This window comes from Pseudomonas sp. Emmai, assembly GCF_055179735.1.
Genome location: NZ_CM143685.1, coordinates 2,428,017 through 2,443,563, shown reverse-complemented (window position 1 = coordinate 2,443,563; position 15,547 = coordinate 2,428,017). Strand labels below are relative to the sequence as shown.

Annotated in this window: 16 protein-coding genes; 14 read left to right on the top strand and 2 right to left on the bottom strand. The window is 58.0% G+C overall.

Going from position 1 to position 15,547, the window contains the following annotated elements:
• Window positions 1-178: 178 nt before the first annotated feature.
• The 4 genes from ACY4LX_RS11105 (at window position 179) to ACY4LX_RS11090 (ending at window position 3,754) form a co-directional block, all read left to right on the top strand.
• Window positions 179-970, top strand: a complete 792-nt coding sequence (locus ACY4LX_RS11105; protein ID WP_463259895.1) for a CPBP family intramembrane glutamic endopeptidase — start codon at window positions 179-181, stop codon at window positions 968-970.
• Between the two features lie 103 nt (window positions 971-1,073).
• Window positions 1,074-2,639 carry a methyl-accepting chemotaxis protein gene (locus ACY4LX_RS11100; protein ID WP_133836747.1) on the top strand — a complete coding sequence of 522 codons (1,566 nt, stop codon included), beginning with the start codon at window positions 1,074-1,076 and terminating at the stop codon, window positions 2,637-2,639.
• Between the two features lie 180 nt (window positions 2,640-2,819).
• Window positions 2,820-3,242: a hypothetical protein gene (locus ACY4LX_RS11095; RefSeq protein WP_463259894.1), complete on the top strand. Its 423-nt coding sequence runs from the start codon at window positions 2,820-2,822 to the stop codon at window positions 3,240-3,242.
• 20 nt (window positions 3,243-3,262) lie between these two features.
• Window positions 3,263-3,754 carry a hypothetical protein gene (locus ACY4LX_RS11090; protein WP_463259893.1) on the top strand — a complete coding sequence of 164 codons (492 nt, stop codon included), beginning with the start codon at window positions 3,263-3,265 and terminating at the stop codon, window positions 3,752-3,754.
• A 255-nt stretch (window positions 3,755-4,009) separates the two neighbouring features.
• On the opposite strand, the gene ACY4LX_RS11085 is transcribed toward ACY4LX_RS11090, so the two are convergent.
• The gene (locus ACY4LX_RS11085; protein ID WP_149660536.1) at window positions 4,010-4,687 is read right to left on the bottom strand and encodes an alpha/beta family hydrolase; all 678 of its coding nucleotides are present in this window, start codon (window positions 4,685-4,687) and stop codon (window positions 4,010-4,012) included.
• Window positions 4,688-4,783: 96 nt separating this feature from the next.
• On the opposite strand from ACY4LX_RS11085, the gene ccoN (ACY4LX_RS11080) reads away from it, so the two are divergent.
• The 8 genes from ccoN (ACY4LX_RS11080) to ccoP (ACY4LX_RS11045) all read left to right on the top strand — a co-directional run bounded on the left by ccoN (ACY4LX_RS11080) (window position 4,784) and on the right by ccoP (ACY4LX_RS11045) (window position 11,761).
• Window positions 4,784-6,208: a cytochrome-c oxidase, cbb3-type subunit I gene (gene ccoN / locus ACY4LX_RS11080; protein ID WP_149660537.1), complete on the top strand. Its 1,425-nt coding sequence runs from the start codon at window positions 4,784-4,786 to the stop codon at window positions 6,206-6,208.
• A 10-nt stretch (window positions 6,209-6,218) separates the two neighbouring features.
• A complete protein-coding gene (gene ccoO / locus ACY4LX_RS11075) occupies window positions 6,219-6,827 on the top strand; it encodes a cytochrome-c oxidase, cbb3-type subunit II (RefSeq protein WP_123403351.1) in 609 nt (202 codons plus the stop codon).
• Window positions 6,828-6,830: 3 nt separating this feature from the next.
• Window positions 6,831-7,049 carry a cbb3-type cytochrome oxidase subunit 3 gene (locus ACY4LX_RS11070; RefSeq protein WP_463259892.1) on the top strand — a complete coding sequence of 73 codons (219 nt, stop codon included), beginning with the start codon at window positions 6,831-6,833 and terminating at the stop codon, window positions 7,047-7,049.
• A complete protein-coding gene (gene ccoP, locus ACY4LX_RS11065) occupies window positions 7,046-8,002 on the top strand; it encodes a cytochrome-c oxidase, cbb3-type subunit III (RefSeq protein ID WP_463259891.1) in 957 nt (318 codons plus the stop codon). The genes ACY4LX_RS11070 and ccoP (ACY4LX_RS11065) overlap by 4 nt, the downstream gene beginning before the upstream one ends.
• A gap of 537 nt (window positions 8,003-8,539) precedes the next feature.
• A complete protein-coding gene (gene ccoN, locus ACY4LX_RS11060; protein WP_149660541.1) occupies window positions 8,540-9,982 on the top strand; it encodes a cytochrome-c oxidase, cbb3-type subunit I in 1,443 nt (480 codons plus the stop codon).
• The gene (ccoO, locus tag ACY4LX_RS11055) at window positions 9,982-10,590 is read left to right on the top strand and encodes a cytochrome-c oxidase, cbb3-type subunit II (protein WP_054054085.1); all 609 of its coding nucleotides are present in this window, start codon (window positions 9,982-9,984) and stop codon (window positions 10,588-10,590) included. The genes ccoN (ACY4LX_RS11060) and ccoO (ACY4LX_RS11055) overlap by 1 nt, the downstream gene beginning before the upstream one ends.
• 5 nt (window positions 10,591-10,595) lie before the next feature.
• Window positions 10,596-10,781, top strand: coding sequence for a CcoQ/FixQ family Cbb3-type cytochrome c oxidase assembly chaperone (locus ACY4LX_RS11050; protein WP_003175465.1), 186 nt, complete (start codon window positions 10,596-10,598; stop codon window positions 10,779-10,781).
• The gene (ccoP, locus tag ACY4LX_RS11045) at window positions 10,778-11,761 is read left to right on the top strand and encodes a cytochrome-c oxidase, cbb3-type subunit III (protein WP_149660542.1); all 984 of its coding nucleotides are present in this window, start codon (window positions 10,778-10,780) and stop codon (window positions 11,759-11,761) included. The genes ACY4LX_RS11050 and ccoP (ACY4LX_RS11045) overlap by 4 nt, the downstream gene beginning before the upstream one ends.
• A gap of 58 nt (window positions 11,762-11,819) precedes the next feature.
• On the opposite strand, the gene ACY4LX_RS11040 is transcribed toward ccoP (ACY4LX_RS11045), so the two are convergent.
• Window positions 11,820-12,824, bottom strand: coding sequence for a metallophosphoesterase family protein (locus tag ACY4LX_RS11040; protein WP_463259890.1), 1,005 nt, complete (start codon window positions 12,822-12,824; stop codon window positions 11,820-11,822).
• Window positions 12,825-13,570: 746 nt separating this feature from the next.
• Between ACY4LX_RS11040 and ccoG the strand changes: the two genes are divergently transcribed.
• Complete coding sequence (ccoG, locus tag ACY4LX_RS11035; RefSeq protein WP_149660544.1) at window positions 13,571-14,986, top strand: cytochrome c oxidase accessory protein CcoG; 1,416 nt, start codon at window positions 13,571-13,573, stop codon at window positions 14,984-14,986.
• A gap of 11 nt (window positions 14,987-14,997) precedes the next feature.
• Complete coding sequence (locus ACY4LX_RS11030; protein ID WP_123403332.1) at window positions 14,998-15,537, top strand: FixH family protein; 540 nt, start codon at window positions 14,998-15,000, stop codon at window positions 15,535-15,537.
• Window positions 15,538-15,547: the final 10 nt, after the last annotated feature.

The window sequence follows — 15,547 nt, the reverse complement described above, 5'->3', positions numbered from 1 at the left end:
ATCCTTATAATCGCGCCCTTCAAAGCACCTGCAACCCTGTGGCGGGGGGGGCTTGCCCCCGTTCGGCTGCGCAGCAGTCGTAATTCGGACGAGGGTGTATTGAGGAAAAGCGGGGGCAAGCCCCCTCGCCACAGGCAAGCGCCCTCGCCACAGAAGCTTTCAGCCTTAAGGACTCTTTATGCTCGCTCTGCCATGGCTCCACCTGGCACTCCTCTCCATCGGCTATGCAATCGCGCTGACCTACGGCCATCTCGGCTGGCTCGCCGCGATTTCCGTCGCATTGCTGTTGTTAGCCGGTTTCGCCGTACGCCAGCAAAAGATCCAGGCCGGGCGCTACATCGGCCATGGTTTGTTCATCATCCTGGCCCTGGCGCTGGCGATGCATTGGCTGCCGGGTTTCTACAATGGTCGCGGCATCGACCCGCAACGGTTCACCGACAATGCCGTGCCGTTTTCCATGTATTTGAACCAGGACAAGCCGCTAATAGGTTTCTGGTTGTTGCTGGTCTGCCCGTGGATTGTCGGTCGGCGCTCACTGCGGCTGTCGATTTACGCCACCGCCCTCGCCCTGACCTTGAGTGTCGTGCTCGCCCTCGGCGGCGCCTTTTTGTTGGGTGTGATCAGTTGGGCGCCAAAATGGCCGGACCAAGCCTGGCTGTGGGTCTTGAACAACCTGCTGCTGGTCACCCTGGTGGAAGAAGCGCTGTTTCGCGGCTACATCCAGGGCGGTTTGAGCCGGCATTTCAAACACCTGCCCTACGGCGAAAACCTCGCGCTGCTGCTCGCCTCGCTGCTATTTGGCCTCGCTCACTTGGGCGCGGGCTGGCAATGGGTGTTACTGGCGGGGCTGGCAGGGGTCGGCTATGGTCTGGCCTACCGATTTGGCGGGTTGGGTGCGGCCATCGCCACCCATTTCGGCTTGAACCTGCTGCATTTCGGCCTGTTCACCTACCCGATGCTCGCCGGCTGACGCAACGGCCGTTTTGCGACGAACCACTGATTATTGAAATTTAATTTCAATAAATCCCTGACCTCGCCGACAACCTCTCAAAGCCTCACGGATTGAAATAGCCATGCGTAACAACCAACCCACTACACAACGCGAACGGACCTTTCCGGCTCAGCAACGGTTGATCTCCACTACCGACGCCAAAGGCGTGATCACTTACTGCAACGACGCCTTTGTCGAAATCAGTGGGTTTTCCCGTGAAGAGCTGATCCGTGCGCCGCACAACCTGGTCCGTCACCCCGACGTGCCGGCAGCGGTGTTCGCGCATATGTGGGGCACATTGAAACAAGGCTTGCCATGGATGGGCATTGTCAAGAATCGCTGCAAGACCGGTGATCACTACTGGGTTAACGCCTATGTCACGCCGGTGTTCGAAGGCAATCAGGTGGTCGGTTACGAGTCGGTGCGGATCAAACCCACCGCCGAACAGATCCGCCGTGCCGAAGCGCTCTACCAACGCATCAATCAGGGCAAGTCGGCGATTCCTTCGACCGATAAATGGCTGCCGATCCTGCAGGATTGGGTGCCGTTTATTCTGATCAGCCAGATCAGCTTCATGATCGGCGCCTCACTCAACTCCCAATGGGGTTTTGCCTTGGCCGCCGGTTTATCGGTGCCGCTGGGCCTGATGGGTTTGAGCTGGCAACAGCGCGGCCTCAAGCGCCTGCTGGTCCTGGCCGGGCAAACCACGTCCGACCCGCTGATCGCCCAGATGTACACCGACAGCCGTGGCGCCCAGGCGCGCCTGGAGATGTCGATCCTCAGCCAGGAAGCGCGTCTGAAGACTTGCCTGACCCGTCTGCAGGACACCGCCGAGCACCTGACCGAGCAAGCCAAGCAGTCCGACACCCTGGCGCACAACAGCTCCAATGGCCTGGAACGCCAGCGCGTCGAAACCGAGCAAGTGGCCACCGCCGTCAACCAGATGGCCGCCACCACCCAGGAAGTCGCCAGCCATGTGCAACGCACGGCGGATGCCACCCAGGAAGCCAATCGCCTGACCAGTCGCGGCCGTGACATCGCCGGGGAAACCCGCGAAGCCATTCAACGTCTGTCGGTAGTGGTGGGCGAAACCGGCCTGACCGTGACCCAACTGGCCAAGGACAGCGACGAAATCGGTGGCGTGGTCGATGTGATCAAAGGCATCGCCGACCAGACCAACCTGCTGGCACTCAACGCCGCCATCGAAGCGGCTCGCGCCGGTGAAATGGGCCGTGGTTTCGCGGTGGTCGCGGACGAAGTGCGCCAACTGGCGCAACGCACCAGCGAATCCACCGGGCAGATCCACGCCCTGATCGCCAAGCTGCAACAGACCGCCAACACCGCCGTACAAACCATGGACGCCGGGCACCGACAGGCCGAAGAAGGCGTGGCGCGGGTCTTGGAAGCGGACCAGGCACTGATCGGCATCAGCGAAGCGGTGGCGCACATCACCGACATGACCACACAGATTGCAGCGGCGACTGAAGAACAAAGCTCGGTGGCCGAAGAAATCAGCCGCAACATCAGCAACATCTCGCAACTGGCGGACCAGACATCGGAACAGGCGCAACACTCGGCGCTACTGAGTGAAGAACTGACGAAGACGGCCAGTACCCAGTATTCGTTGGTGGAGCGGTTTAACCGCTGATTGATGTTTGAAAGACAAAAACCCGGACAGCGAAAGCCTCCGGGTTTTTTATTGCCCGCAGCAATGCCCTACCCCAAACAACTCTCCCCCACAAGCTGTCAGGTCTGACAGTAGACGAGCATAAACAAAATTCGCAATATTCCTGGGCAGTTTGCTCACACCTGTCAAGAGGAATGCAACATGAATATTGACAAGTATTGGCTTCAGCCCATACCTAAAAACGATGATCCGACCAACATGTTTGCGTGGGTCATTAACGGCGACCAGGAAATAATCGCTAAAAATATATTTTTTTTCAGGGAATATGATCCGACTTCTGGCGGAGACCTTTACATATGGATGGCAGAAGAGGACGACCATAAATTCCTAATAGCGACCACCTACAACATAATTGATCCACCACTGGTTACCGGCGTTGAACTCATCAACGATGAATTCATCTTGGTATACGGTAACGGAAACGAATCGACTTCAATCAATAACGGAAGCCTGGCGGTATATCTGGATGCTGGAACAAAGACCGTTGCGGGAGGCTTCAGCATTGAAATCCCCCTCCATTCCCAGCACGTAAGCGCCAAAGGACGCTTCAATGTGAAGATGTAGGCCTGGCAATACGATTCCGAATGGCGGAAAACCTCATTAACCAAGAAGAGGACATCAAGATGAGACACTTCGATATCATCCTCCCCAGGAAGAGCAATAACAAAAAGCTCCGCCATTCATTCCATTGGACGCTCGATGGTCATCTGACCAAGGCACATGACTGCTTTTTGCATCTCACCGAACCGCCTCACGATGAATACTGGCACTTCATTGGCACTACCGGAACTCTTGAAGAGCACGGTAATTACTTCAGTTTCAACCTGACGGTGCCTAACATGGGAGAGGAACTTCTGGAGCGTACTTATACGCTTGAAGATGGACTGGAGTTTTATCATGTCTATTCGGTGACCTACCCTGACTATATCGAGCTCAGATCATTCCCTGCCATCTATGCAGAACTCGCTATCCGGCTTAAACCCAAGGGCAAGGTCAAAGGCGACTTCAAGGGCAGGTTCAACTTCGACAATAAAGTCCTGGCTCCGGAAGGTGCATTTGAATTGTTTAGACATTAACCACTAAAAAGCACTGCACCATAGCGGGAGAAATCAGGCGCAACACTCGGCGCTACTGAGTGAAGAACTGACGAAGACGGCCAGTACCCAGTATTCGTTGGTGGAGCGGTTTAACCGCTGATCTTCGTTGTCAGGGCGTGATGATCGTTCCCACGCTCCGCGTGGGAATGCAGCCCGGGACGCTCCGCGTCCCAACAGCGGACGCAGAGCGTCCATTGAGGCATTCCCACGCGGAGCGTGGGAACGATCAAGACTTCACTGAAGAAACCCGGCCACCTTCTGCGCCGCAGCCGCCAAATGCTGCTCATGACTAAACCCCGAAGCTTTCAGCGGCTTCAAATCATGATCCCCGGCCACCAGCCAGAACACCTCGATACTCGGCGACAACGCATACGCCTCGACCGCCTCCCGATTGCCCAGCGCATCCCGCTCGCCCTGCACAATCAAAGTCCGGGTCTTGAGCCCGGCCAGGTGCTCGACCCTGGGTTTCTCCGGTTTGCCCACGGCATAAAACGGATAGCCCAGGCACACCAGCGCATCCGCGCCCAATTCATCCGCCAGCAAACTGGCCATGCGGCCACCCATGGACTTGCCGCCAATGGCCAGCGTCCCAGTGACATGGCGTCGCACCTGGGCATACACCTCACGCCAGCATTCCAGCAGTTTCGGCGCCGGGTTCGGTGGGCGTTTGCCGCCGTCGAGGCGTCGTTGCGCCATGTAGGGAAACTCGAAGCGCACCACGTTGACGCCTTGTGCGGCAAGGCGCGCGGCCATGTCGTTCATCCAGGCGCTGTCCATCGGTGCACCGGCGCCGTGGGCGAGGATCAGCGTGGTCGATGACGGCATCGAGGCGGCATTCCACAGCCATCCATGATCCTCCAGGCACCGCGCCCATTGATCCCCGTCAATACTGGCTTTGTGCTCTTTGTCCATGCTTGCCTCGCTTTTAGTCTGCCTATAACTCCAGGCGAAGGAAGCGCTTGCCTCGTGCGCGCGCATTCACTTCGGCTGAACCGTGGATGGGGAACCATGAACACTTCTATCAGTACCGCCTACAACTACAAGGTGGTCCGCCAATTCGCCATTATGACGGTGGTATGGGGCATCGTCGGCATGGGGCTCGGGGTTTTTCTCGCCGCTCAATTGGTCTGGCCCGAACTCAACTTCAATTTGCCGTGGACCAGCTTCGGCCGTTTGCGTCCGTTGCACACCAACGCGGTGATCTTCGCTTTCGGCGGTTGCGCCCTGTTCGCCAGTTCGTTCTATTCGGTGCAACGCACCTGCCAGACCCAACTGTTTGCACCGAAAGTCGCCCAGTTCTGCTTCTGGGGCTGGCAACTGGTAATCGTGCTGGCGGCCGTCAGCCTGCCGCTGGGCTACACCAGTTCCAAGGAATACGCCGAGCTGGAATGGCCGATCGACATCCTGATCACCATCGTCTGGGTCGCCTACGCCATCGTGTTCTTCGGCACGCTGGCCAAGCGCAAGACCAAGCACATCTACGTCGGTAACTGGTTCTTCGGCGCGTTCATCGTCACCGTGGCGATCCTGCACATCGTCAACAACATGGAAATCCCGGTCAGCTGGACCAAGTCCTACTCGCTGTACGGCGGCGCGACCGACGCCATGGTGCAGTGGTGGTACGGCCACAACGCGGTAGGCTTTTTCCTCACCGCAGGCTTCCTCGGGATGATGTACTACTTCGTGCCGAAACAGGCCGAGCGTCCGGTTTACTCCTATCGCCTGTCCATCGTGCACTTCTGGGCGCTGATCACCCTGTACATCTGGGCCGGTCCGCACCACTTGCACTACACCGCATTGCCGGATTGGGCACAGTCCCTGGGCATGGTGATGTCGCTGATCCTGCTGGCGCCAAGCTGGGGCGGGATGATCAACGGGATGATGACGCTCTCAGGCGCCTGGCATAAGTTGCGCAGCGACCCGATCCTGCGCTTCCTCGTGGTTTCCCTGGCGTTCTACGGCATGTCGACCTTCGAAGGGCCGATGATGGCGATCAAGACTGTGAACGCCCTCTCCCACTACACCGACTGGACCATCGGCCACGTTCACGCCGGCGCGCTCGGCTGGGTGGCGATGATTTCCATCGGCGCGCTGTACCACATGATCCCGAAAATCTTCGGCCGGCCACAGATGCACAGCATCGGCCTGATCAACGCTCACTTCTGGCTCGCGACTATCGGCACCGTGCTCTACATCGCCTCGATGTGGGTCAACGGCATCGCCCAGGGCCTTATGTGGCGCGCTGTCAACGAAGACGGCACGCTGACCTACTCCTTCGTCGAAACCCTGGTGGCCAGCCACCCAGGCTTCGTCGTGCGATTGGTGGGCGGTGCGATCTTCTTCAGCGGCATGTTGCTGATGGCCTACAACACCTGGCGCACCGTGCGGGCCTCACAGCCTGCCGAAGCCGCCGCTGCCGCGCAGATGGCCTGAGGAGTCCGCCATGAAACACGAAACCATCGAGAAAAACGTCGGCCTGCTGCTGTTGCTGATGATCCTGGCCGTGAGCATCGGCGGTCTGACCCAGATCGTCCCGCTGTTCTTCCAGGACGTGACCAATAAACCGGTGGAAGGCATGAAGCCCTACACCGCGCTGCAACTGGAAGGTCGCGACATTTACATCCGCGAAGGCTGCGTCGGCTGCCACTCGCAGATGATCCGGCCATTTCGCGCCGAGACCGAACGCTACGGCCACTACTCGGTCGCCGGGGAAAGCGTCTGGGATCACCCGTTCCTGTGGGGCTCCAAGCGTACCGGGCCGGACCTGGCACGGGTCGGCGGCCGCTACTCCGAAGACTGGCACCGCGCGCATTTGTACAACCCGCGCAACGTCGTCCCGGAATCGAAGATGCCTGGCTACCCATGGCTGGTGGCCAATCAGCTCGACAGCAGCCACACCGAAACCAAGATCAAGGCCATGCGCACCCTCGGCGTGCCATACAGCGACGACGACATCACCGGTGCCGTCGCCTCGCTCAAGGGCAAGACCGAAATGGACGCACTTGTCGCCTACCTGCAAGTGCTCGGCACTGCCATTAAGAGCAAGAGGTGAGCCATGGCCATTCCCTTTGAAATAGCCAGCGTGATGAGCAGTGGAATGATCCGCGGCCTGGGCACGGTCGTGGTGTTTGTGGCCTTCGTCGGCCTGGCGTTGTGGGTGTTCAACGGCAAGCGCAGCCCGGAATTCGCCGAAGCGCGAATGCTGCCGTTCGCCGACGAGTTGACCCCCGATGACGCCACCCAAGAACCTGAACCAAGGAGTACCCGGCCATGACCACCTTCTGGAGTACGTGGATCTGCGTACTGACCATCGGCAGCCTGATCGGCCTGACCTGGCTGCTGATCGGAACCCGCAAGGGCGAAACCAAGGGCAGCGTCGACCAGACCATGGGCCACAGCTTCGACGGCATTGAGGAGTACGACAACCCGCTGCCGCAGTGGTGGTTCATGCTGTTCGCCGCCACGCTGGTGTTTGCCGTGGGTTATCTGGTCCTGTATCCGGGCCTGGGCAACTGGAAAGGCGTGCTGCCGGGTTACGAGGACGGCTGGACCGGTGTCCACGAGTGGGAAAAGGAAATGGACAAGGCAGATGCCAAGTTCGGACCGATCTTCGCCAAATTCGCCGCCATGCCGGTGGAAGAAGTGGCGAAAGACCCGCAAGCGCTGAAAATGGGCGGTCGCCTGTTTGCCTCCAATTGCGCGGTGTGCCACGGCTCGGACGCCAAGGGCGCCTTCGGCTTCCCCAACCTGGTGGACCGTGATTGGCGCTGGGGCGGCGATGCCGACATGATCAAGACCACGATCATGGGTGGCCGGATGGCGGCGATGCCGGCCTGGGGTGAAATCCTCGGTGAAGCGGGCGTTAAAAACGTCGCCGCGTATGTGCGTCACGAACTGGCCGGCCTGCCGTTGCCCGCCGACAGCAACGCCGATGTGCAAGCCGGTCAGCAGTTGTTCAGCACGACGTGCGTAGCCTGTCATGGGGCAAATGGCCACGGCACTGAAGCCATGGGCGCGCCGAACCTGACGCACCCGGCCGGTTTCATTTATGGTTCAAGCCTGGCGCAACTGCAACAAACCATTCGCCATGGTCGCCAGGGCCATATGCCGGCGCAGAACGAGTTGCTCGGCAACGATAAGGTGCAACTGCTCGCCGCCTACGTTTTCAGCCTTTCGAAGGGTGAGGAGCAGTTGAGCGGCAAGTTGCAAGCTACAAGCGGCAAGTAAAGGCATAAAAATCAGCGACAAGTTTCAAGCTACAAGCGGCAAGTACAGGCAAAAGCAAAAGCTGCAAGCAACGAGATCCCTCTTGAAGCTTGCAGCTTGACGCTTATGGCTGCTTCTTTTTGTCACACCCCCTCCCCGCCTCCCTTTCGGTTCCCCTGATTCGGGTCTACGCTTGCTCGATGCGGACTGGCAAAGTACCGGTTCCAGGTCGAAATTAGCCGATGTGTTCGACAAATCTGCTCGATGACAGGCCGCAAAGGCTGGTAGATACCGGCTGTCGTGCAAATTGCCTTCTGTCACCCGAACCTTGCGTTTGAACACACCTCGTTACAACTGACCTGAACCCCTCGCCTTTTTCGTCCGCTGCGACATTTTGTCCGGGGCCGATTTTGTCCTTACGCGGCGCATGGAAAGGCCGCAGAATCAGCTTCTGAAAGCATTGACCCAGGTCATGGTGCGTTGCAATGCCCCCCTGCTTTCTACATACTTGCGGCCGATTTTTATCCTAATAAAACACCCAAACCGTGGAACCTTAGAATGAGCACAGCAATCAGTCCGACTGCTTATAACTATAAGGTAGTCCGCCAGTTCGCCATCATGACGGTGGTCTGGGGGATCCTTGGCATGGGGCTTGGTGTCTTCATCGCCTCACAGCTCGTATGGCCGGAATTGAACTTCGGTCTGCCGTGGACGACTTTTGGACGCTTACGCCCGTTGCACACCAACCTGGTGATTTTCGCCTTCGGTGGTTGTGCACTGTTTGCCACTTCTTATTACGTCGTGCAGCGAACCTGCCAAACGCGACTGATTTCCGACAGCCTCGCGGCCTTCCACTTCTGGGGTTGGCAAGCGGTGATCATCGGCGCCATCGTCACCTTGCCGCTGGGTTACACCACCACCAAGGAATACGCCGAACTGGAATGGCCACTGGCTATTCTGCTGGCCATCGTCTGGGTGGTTTACGGTCTGGTGTTCTTTGGCACCATCGTCAAGCGCAAGACCAAGCACATCTATGTCGGCAACTGGTTCTACGGCGCGTTCATCGTCGTGACCGCGATGCTGCACATCGTCAACCACATGTCGCTGCCGGTCAGCCTGTTCAAGTCCTACTCGGCCTACTCGGGTGCGACGGATGCGATGATCCAGTGGTGGTACGGCCACAACGCGGTGGGCTTCTTCCTGACCACCGGTTTCCTGGGGATGATGTACTACTTCGTGCCGAAACAGGCCGAACGTCCGATCTACTCCTATCGCCTGTCCATCGTGCACTTCTGGGCACTGATCACCCTGTACATCTGGGCCGGTCCGCACCACTTGCACTACACCGCGCTGCCGGATTGGGCGCAGTCCCTGGGCATGGCGATGTCGATCATCCTGCTCGCGCCAAGCTGGGGCGGCATGATCAACGGCATGATGACCCTGTCGGGCGCCTGGCATAAGCTGCGCACCGACCCGATCCTGCGCTTCCTCGTGGTCTCGCTGGCGTTCTACGGCATGTCGACCTTCGAAGGCCCGATGATGGCGATCAAGACCGTCAACTCGCTCTCGCACTACACCGACTGGACCATCGGCCACGTACACGCCGGCGCGCTCGGCTGGGTAGCGATGATTTCGATCGGCGCGATCTACCACATGATCCCGAAACTGTTCGGTCGCGTGCAGATGCACAGCATCGGCCTGATCAACACGCACTTCTGGCTCGCGACCATCGGTACCGTGCTGTACATCGCTTCGATGTGGGTCAACGGCATCACCCAGGGCCTGATGTGGCGTGCAATCAACGACGACGGCACCCTCACCTACTCGTTCGTTGAAGCACTGCAAGCCAGCCACCCTGGCTACATCGTTCGCGCCCTGGGCGGTGCGTTCTTTGCCAGCGGCATGCTGTTCATGGCCTACAACGTATTCCGTACCGTACGCGCCTCGAACCCGGTTGAAGCCGAAGCCGCCGCTCAGATTGCTGTAGTTGGAGCTCACTGATGAAGCATGAAGCAGTCGAGAAGAACATTGGCCTGCTGGCCTTCTTCATGGTTATCGCCGTCAGCATCGGCGGCCTGACCCAGATCGTTCCGCTGTTTTTCCAGGACGTCACCAACAAGCCGGTCGAAGGCATGAAGCCTCGCCCTGCGCTTGAAGTCGAAGGACGCGACGTCTTCATCGCCAACGGTTGTGTCGGCTGCCACTCGCAGATGATCCGCCCGTTCCGTGCTGAAACCGAACGTTACGGCCACTACTCGGTCGCCGGTGAAAGCGTGTGGGACCACCCGTTCCTGTGGGGTTCCAAGCGTACCGGTCCGGACCTGGCCCGTGTCGGCGGTCGTTACTCCGATGACTGGCAGCGTGCGCACTTGTACAACCCGCGCAACGTGGTGCCTGAGTCGAAAATGCCGGCCTATCCGTTCCTCGTGGAAAACAAGCTCGACGGCAAGGACACCGCCAAGAAACTGGAAGTCCTGCGCACGCTCGGCGTCCCTTACACCGACGAAGACATCGCCGGTGCCAAGGATGCGGTGAAGGGCAAGACCGAAATGGACGCGCTGGTGGCCTATCTGCAAGGCCTGGGCACCATCATCAAAAGCAAACGGTGATCTAGATGGATATCGGGATGATTCGTGGCCTGGGCACCGTTGTCGTGATGGTGGCCTTTATCGGTCTGGCGTTGTGGGTGTTCAGCCCCAAGCGCAAGTCGGAGTTTGAAGACGCGACCTTGCTGCCTTTCGCGGATGATCCCGAAGCCATCAAGCACGTCGAGCAAGCTTCTAGGAGTAACAAAGAATGACTACGTTCTGGAGTCTGTACGTCACAGTCCTGAGCCTGGGTACCATCTTCGCCCTGACCTGGCTGCTGCTGTCCACCCGCAAGGGCCAGCGCAGCGAAGCCACCGAAGAAACAGTTGGCCACTCCTTCGACGGGATCGAGGAGTACGACAACCCACTGCCGAAATGGTGGTTCATGCTGTTCGTGGGCACCATCATCTTCGCCCTGGGCTACCTGGTGCTGTACCCGGGCCTGGGCAACTGGAAAGGCCTGCTGCCAGGCTACAACTACCTCGATACCGACAAGCAGACTGCGTTCGCCAACGGCCAGACCGGCTGGACCGGCGTTCACGAGTGGGAAAAGGAAATGGCCAAGTCGGACGCCAAGTTCGGTCCGATCTTCGCCAAGTTCGCTTCCATGCCGATCGAAGAAGTGGCCAAGGACCCGCAAGCCCTGAAGATGGGTGGCCGCCTGTTCGCCTCCAACTGCTCGGTCTGCCACGGTTCCGACGCCAAGGGCGCCTATGGCTTCCCGAACCTGACCGACGCCGACTGGCGCTGGGGCGGCGAACCGGAAACCATCAAGACCACCATCATGGGCGGCCGTCACGCGGTGATGCCTGCGTGGGCTGAAGTGATCGGCGAACAAGGCGTTGCCGATGTTGCCGGCTTCGTACTGACCAACCTCGACGGTCGCAAGCTGCCGGAAGGCACCAAGTCCGACCCGGTTGCCGGGCAGAAACTGTTCGCGGCCAACTGCGCGGTGTGCCACGGTCCGGAAGGCAAAGGTACCCCGGCCATGGGCGCACCGAACCTGACCCACCCGGCCGCATTCATCTACGGTTCGAGCTTCGCTCAACTGCAGCAGACCATCCGTTACGGCCGTCAGGGCCAAATGCCTGCGCAAGAGCAGCTGCAAGGCAACGACAAGGTTCACCTGCTGGCCGCTTACGTCTACAGCCTGTCTCATGGTGAGAAGGCTCCAGCGGCGGACGCTCAGTAAGGCTTAAGCTTGATGCAATAAAAAACGGCCCCGCCAATGTGAATTGGCGGGGCCTTTTTCATGGACGACTGGCGAAAATCGATTTCACCTTCACCGTGCGCACCAGCTTCCGTGTTTGCCACTGGTTTTTTTCCACCAGATTGACGTGCAACTGCTTGCGATCCTCGGAAAAACTGGCAATCAAATAGGTTTCTTGGGAAGCGCTGCCACTGAGGAACGTTGGCACGCCGCCTATGTACTGCGTCGAGCCGCCCTCGTCATGGTAATGACCGGCAAAAATGGCCGTTACTTCGTACTTTTCAACCATCGCCGCGAAACGCCGTTGCTGCTCCCAAGTGCCCTTCCACTGATCGGGCGCATGCATGTTGATGATGATGGCGTAACCCTGAGTCCGGGCCACCCTAAGATCATTCTCAAGCCAATCCAGCGCATGGGTGATGTTGAATGTCGTTGGATTCAGGGGGTGCGAAATATTGACTTCATACGTTGGCTCATAGTTGAGTTGAACCAAATGAACCTCTCCAATGTTCTTCGAATATGCCAAACTGCCGGAGTACCGCTTATTTAAAAATCCACCATCCACTTTCAAGTCAAAGTCGTCGACTTGACCCTCATGATATTCCTTATATTCAACGATACTGCCCGCCGCGCAACTATTACTGAAGCAATCATCTACGTTGTTCGCATAATCGTGATTTCCCAAACCGTACAGAAAATCTTTCTTGAAGAACTTTTCCAGCGTCGAACTAATGTACGAACGTTGCCAACCATGACCAAACGCCGTCATATCACCATTGATCATCAACGGCACATTCGCCTGACCACCGGATTGATGACGAAAGTCGGCAATACTGGCGAACTGGGTTTCCACCAGCCATTTCGCACGCACCTTAAACTCTGCATCCGTTTCTGGTTCACGACTGTCGGTCTTGTCAGTCCAGGGGTATTGCGGATCCGACGCAAACACCATATGACGAGGCATGTTTTCAATCGAATGCACAACAGGCGCCAGTGACAACAACCACAGGCACGCTAATACGCTTGCGCCTTTTTTGATATTCATAGAAATCCGTTTCCGTTATTAGTTAATAGGTGCACTGCTGTTCTTAATGCACTCGACATAACTTAACGCAAGAAAAAACCAACGACAAACAACAAAATCAAAGCAATTAAATAAATATATTTCATCCGCTTTTCAATTATTTAAAAAACTAAACATTTAAGACTTTTCACTCTCTCCCAGCAGCGCTTTGATCAAGCCATGGCATAAATGAAATTCGCCGTGCCGGAACATCAGCGTGGCCGACATAATTTGAGACGGACTTTTAATCGACCGACTGCCTTGCGACCCTGTAGCTTTTCCACCACTTGAACGCCCACCTCCCAACGTGAAACGGTCGAGAACAGAAAGTTGCATTCACAGGTCATCACCAAGGAAGAAATGACATGTCCCATTCTGCAAACAATCTTCATTCCGCTGAAATCATCTCGGCGCTGGAGCCTGGAAACGGCTCGGGCGGGCTGGACGGCCTGGGGGGCGGTCGCCTTCCCAGACCCTGAAGGCGCCACCTGACACAGGGCAGCGCCAACGCGCTGCTCTCAAGGCAAATCGCGGATCGTCTATAGTCAATTGATCTGGATCATGCTTTGTTACATCCGCTACACCATCTGCGCTTTTCTCCCAACGCGACCAAAGGTCGCACCCTTGAGCTAGAGCGACAGGCGTATCATTGCGCCACTGCAACACCTCTTTGACCGCGGTCGGCATGTACTGACCGAGGCATTTTTCCACTGCCGTGGGATGCAATGATGAGCAATCAGATTCCGGTACACGACGTTACCCCGCCTGCCAAGAACGCGAACAACAGCGTCGACCTCTACGCCTCTCGAGAAAAGATCTACACCCGCGCCTTCACCGGCCTGTTCCGCAACCTGCGGATGATGGGCGGCGCTGCGTTGTTCCTGCTGTATTTCGGTACGGTGTGGCTGAACTGGGGCGGCCACCAGGCGGTCTGGTGGAACCTGCCGGAACGCAAGTTCTTCATCTTCGGCGCAACCTTCTGGCCCCAGGATTTCATCCTGCTCTCGGGCCTGCTGATCATCAGCGCCTTCGGCCTGTTCTTCATCACCGTGTACGCCGGGCGCGTCTGGTGCGGCTATACCTGCCCGCAGAGCGTCTGGACCTGGATCTTCATGTGGTGCGAGAAGGTCACCGAAGGCGACCGTAACCAGCGCATCAAACTCGACAAGACGCCGATGAGCGCCCACAAATTCCTGCGCAAGTTCAGCAAACACAGCCTGTGGCTGTTGATCGGCTTCGTCACCGGCATGACTTTTGTCGGTTACTTCTCGCCTATCCGCGAGCTGACCATCGACTTCTTCACCGGCGAGGCCGATGGCTGGTCGTACTTCTGGGTCGGCTTTTTCACCCTCGCCACTTACGGCAACGCCGGCTGGTTGCGCGAGCAGGTGTGCATCTACATGTGCCCGTATGCGCGCTTCCAGAGCGTGATGTTCGACAAGGACACCCTGATCGTTTCCTACGACCCGCGTCGTGGCGAGTCCCGTGGCCCGCGCAAGAAAGGCGTGGATTACAAGGCCCAGGGCCTGGGCGACTGCATCGACTGCACCATGTGCGTGCAGGTCTGCCCGACCGGCATCGACATCCGCGACGGCCTGCAAATCGAGTGCATCGGTTGCGCCGCGTGCATCGATGCCTGCGACAGCATCATGGACAAGATGGATTACCCCCGCGGCTTGATCAGCTACACCACCGAGCACAACCTGTCCGGGCAGAAAACCCATAAACTGCGCCCGCGCCTGATCGGCTACGCGCTGGTGCTGTTGACCATGATCGGCTTGCTGGTGACCGCGTTCTTCATGCGTTCGCTGGTGGGCTTTGATGTCAGCAAGGACCGCGTGCTGTACCGCGAGAACGCCGAAGGCCGGATCGAAAACGTCTACAGCCTGAAGATCATGAACAAGGACCAGCGCGACCACACCTACCTGCTGGAAGCCAGCGGCCTGCCGGACCTCAAGCTGCAAGGCAAGCGCGAGATAAAAGTCGCCGCCGGGGAAATTTTCAGCCAGCCGGTGGAGCTGTCCAGCGCGCCGGAGCAATTGCCATCGAGCACCAACGAGGTGAAATTCACCCTCAAGGATGCCGATGATGACAGCGTCCATGTTGAAGCCAAGAGCCGATTCATCGGCCCACAAATTCGTTGAGAGAAGTGATCATGCCCGCAGCAACTGCCGCAAGCCCTTGGTACAAGCATCTTTGGCCGTGGATCATCATCGGGATTCTCGCCTGCTCGGTGACCCTGACCCTGTCCATGGTGACCATCGCCGTGAACAACCCGGACAACCTGGTCAACGACAACTACTACGAGGCCGGCAAAGGCATCAACCGCTCCCTGGACCGTGAACTGCTGGCCCAGACCCTGCAACTGCGCGCCAACGTTCATCTGGACGAGTTGACCGGTGAAGTCGACCTGCGCCTGAGCGGCAACAGCCAGCCCAAGACCGTTGAGCTGAACCTGATCTCGCCGACCCAGCCGGAGAAGGATCGCAAAATCACCCTGACCCGCAGCGAAACCGAACAGGGCCGCTATATCGGCCAGATGAGCGACAAGGTCGAAGGCCGCCGTTTTGTCGAATTGCTGGGGGTGCAGGACGACAAGACCTGGCGCATGTTCGAGGAAGAACAGGTCAGCCACGACAAGGACCTGCTGCTGGGCGATGAGCCGTTGCAAGGTGCGGAAGACCTGAAGAAGTAATTACTGCGAT

What these genes read in the sequence shown, in the direction of transcription:
- ACY4LX_RS11070 (WP_463259892.1), top strand. Translation starts at nt 6,831, where the DNA reads ATGGCCATTCCCTTTGAAATAGCCAGCGTGATGAGCAGTGGAATGATC.
- ACY4LX_RS11100 (WP_133836747.1), top strand. Translation starts at nt 1,074, where the DNA reads ATGCGTAACAACCAACCCACTACACAACGCGAACGGACCTTTCCGGCT.
- ACY4LX_RS11030 (WP_123403332.1), top strand. Translation starts at nt 14,998, where the DNA reads ATGCCCGCAGCAACTGCCGCAAGCCCTTGGTACAAGCATCTTTGGCCG.
- ACY4LX_RS11090 (WP_463259893.1), top strand. Translation starts at nt 3,263, where the DNA reads ATGGCGGAAAACCTCATTAACCAAGAAGAGGACATCAAGATGAGACAC.
- ccoP (WP_463259891.1), top strand. Translation starts at nt 7,046, where the DNA reads ATGACCACCTTCTGGAGTACGTGGATCTGCGTACTGACCATCGGCAGC.
- ACY4LX_RS11040 (WP_463259890.1), bottom strand. Translation starts at nt 12,824, where the DNA reads ATGAATATCAAAAAAGGCGCAAGCGTATTAGCGTGCCTGTGGTTGTTG.
- ACY4LX_RS11105 (WP_463259895.1), top strand. Translation starts at nt 179, where the DNA reads ATGCTCGCTCTGCCATGGCTCCACCTGGCACTCCTCTCCATCGGCTAT.
- ccoG (WP_149660544.1), top strand. Translation starts at nt 13,571, where the DNA reads ATGAGCAATCAGATTCCGGTACACGACGTTACCCCGCCTGCCAAGAAC.
- ccoP (WP_149660542.1), top strand. Translation starts at nt 10,778, where the DNA reads ATGACTACGTTCTGGAGTCTGTACGTCACAGTCCTGAGCCTGGGTACC.
- ccoO (WP_123403351.1), top strand. Translation starts at nt 6,219, where the DNA reads ATGAAACACGAAACCATCGAGAAAAACGTCGGCCTGCTGCTGTTGCTG.
- ccoN (WP_149660541.1), top strand. Translation starts at nt 8,540, where the DNA reads ATGAGCACAGCAATCAGTCCGACTGCTTATAACTATAAGGTAGTCCGC.
- ACY4LX_RS11095 (WP_463259894.1), top strand. Translation starts at nt 2,820, where the DNA reads ATGAATATTGACAAGTATTGGCTTCAGCCCATACCTAAAAACGATGAT.
- ccoN (WP_149660537.1), top strand. Translation starts at nt 4,784, where the DNA reads ATGAACACTTCTATCAGTACCGCCTACAACTACAAGGTGGTCCGCCAA.
- ccoO (WP_054054085.1), top strand. Translation starts at nt 9,982, where the DNA reads ATGAAGCATGAAGCAGTCGAGAAGAACATTGGCCTGCTGGCCTTCTTC.
- ACY4LX_RS11085 (WP_149660536.1), bottom strand. Translation starts at nt 4,687, where the DNA reads ATGGACAAAGAGCACAAAGCCAGTATTGACGGGGATCAATGGGCGCGG.
- ACY4LX_RS11050 (WP_003175465.1), top strand. Translation starts at nt 10,596, where the DNA reads ATGGATATCGGGATGATTCGTGGCCTGGGCACCGTTGTCGTGATGGTG.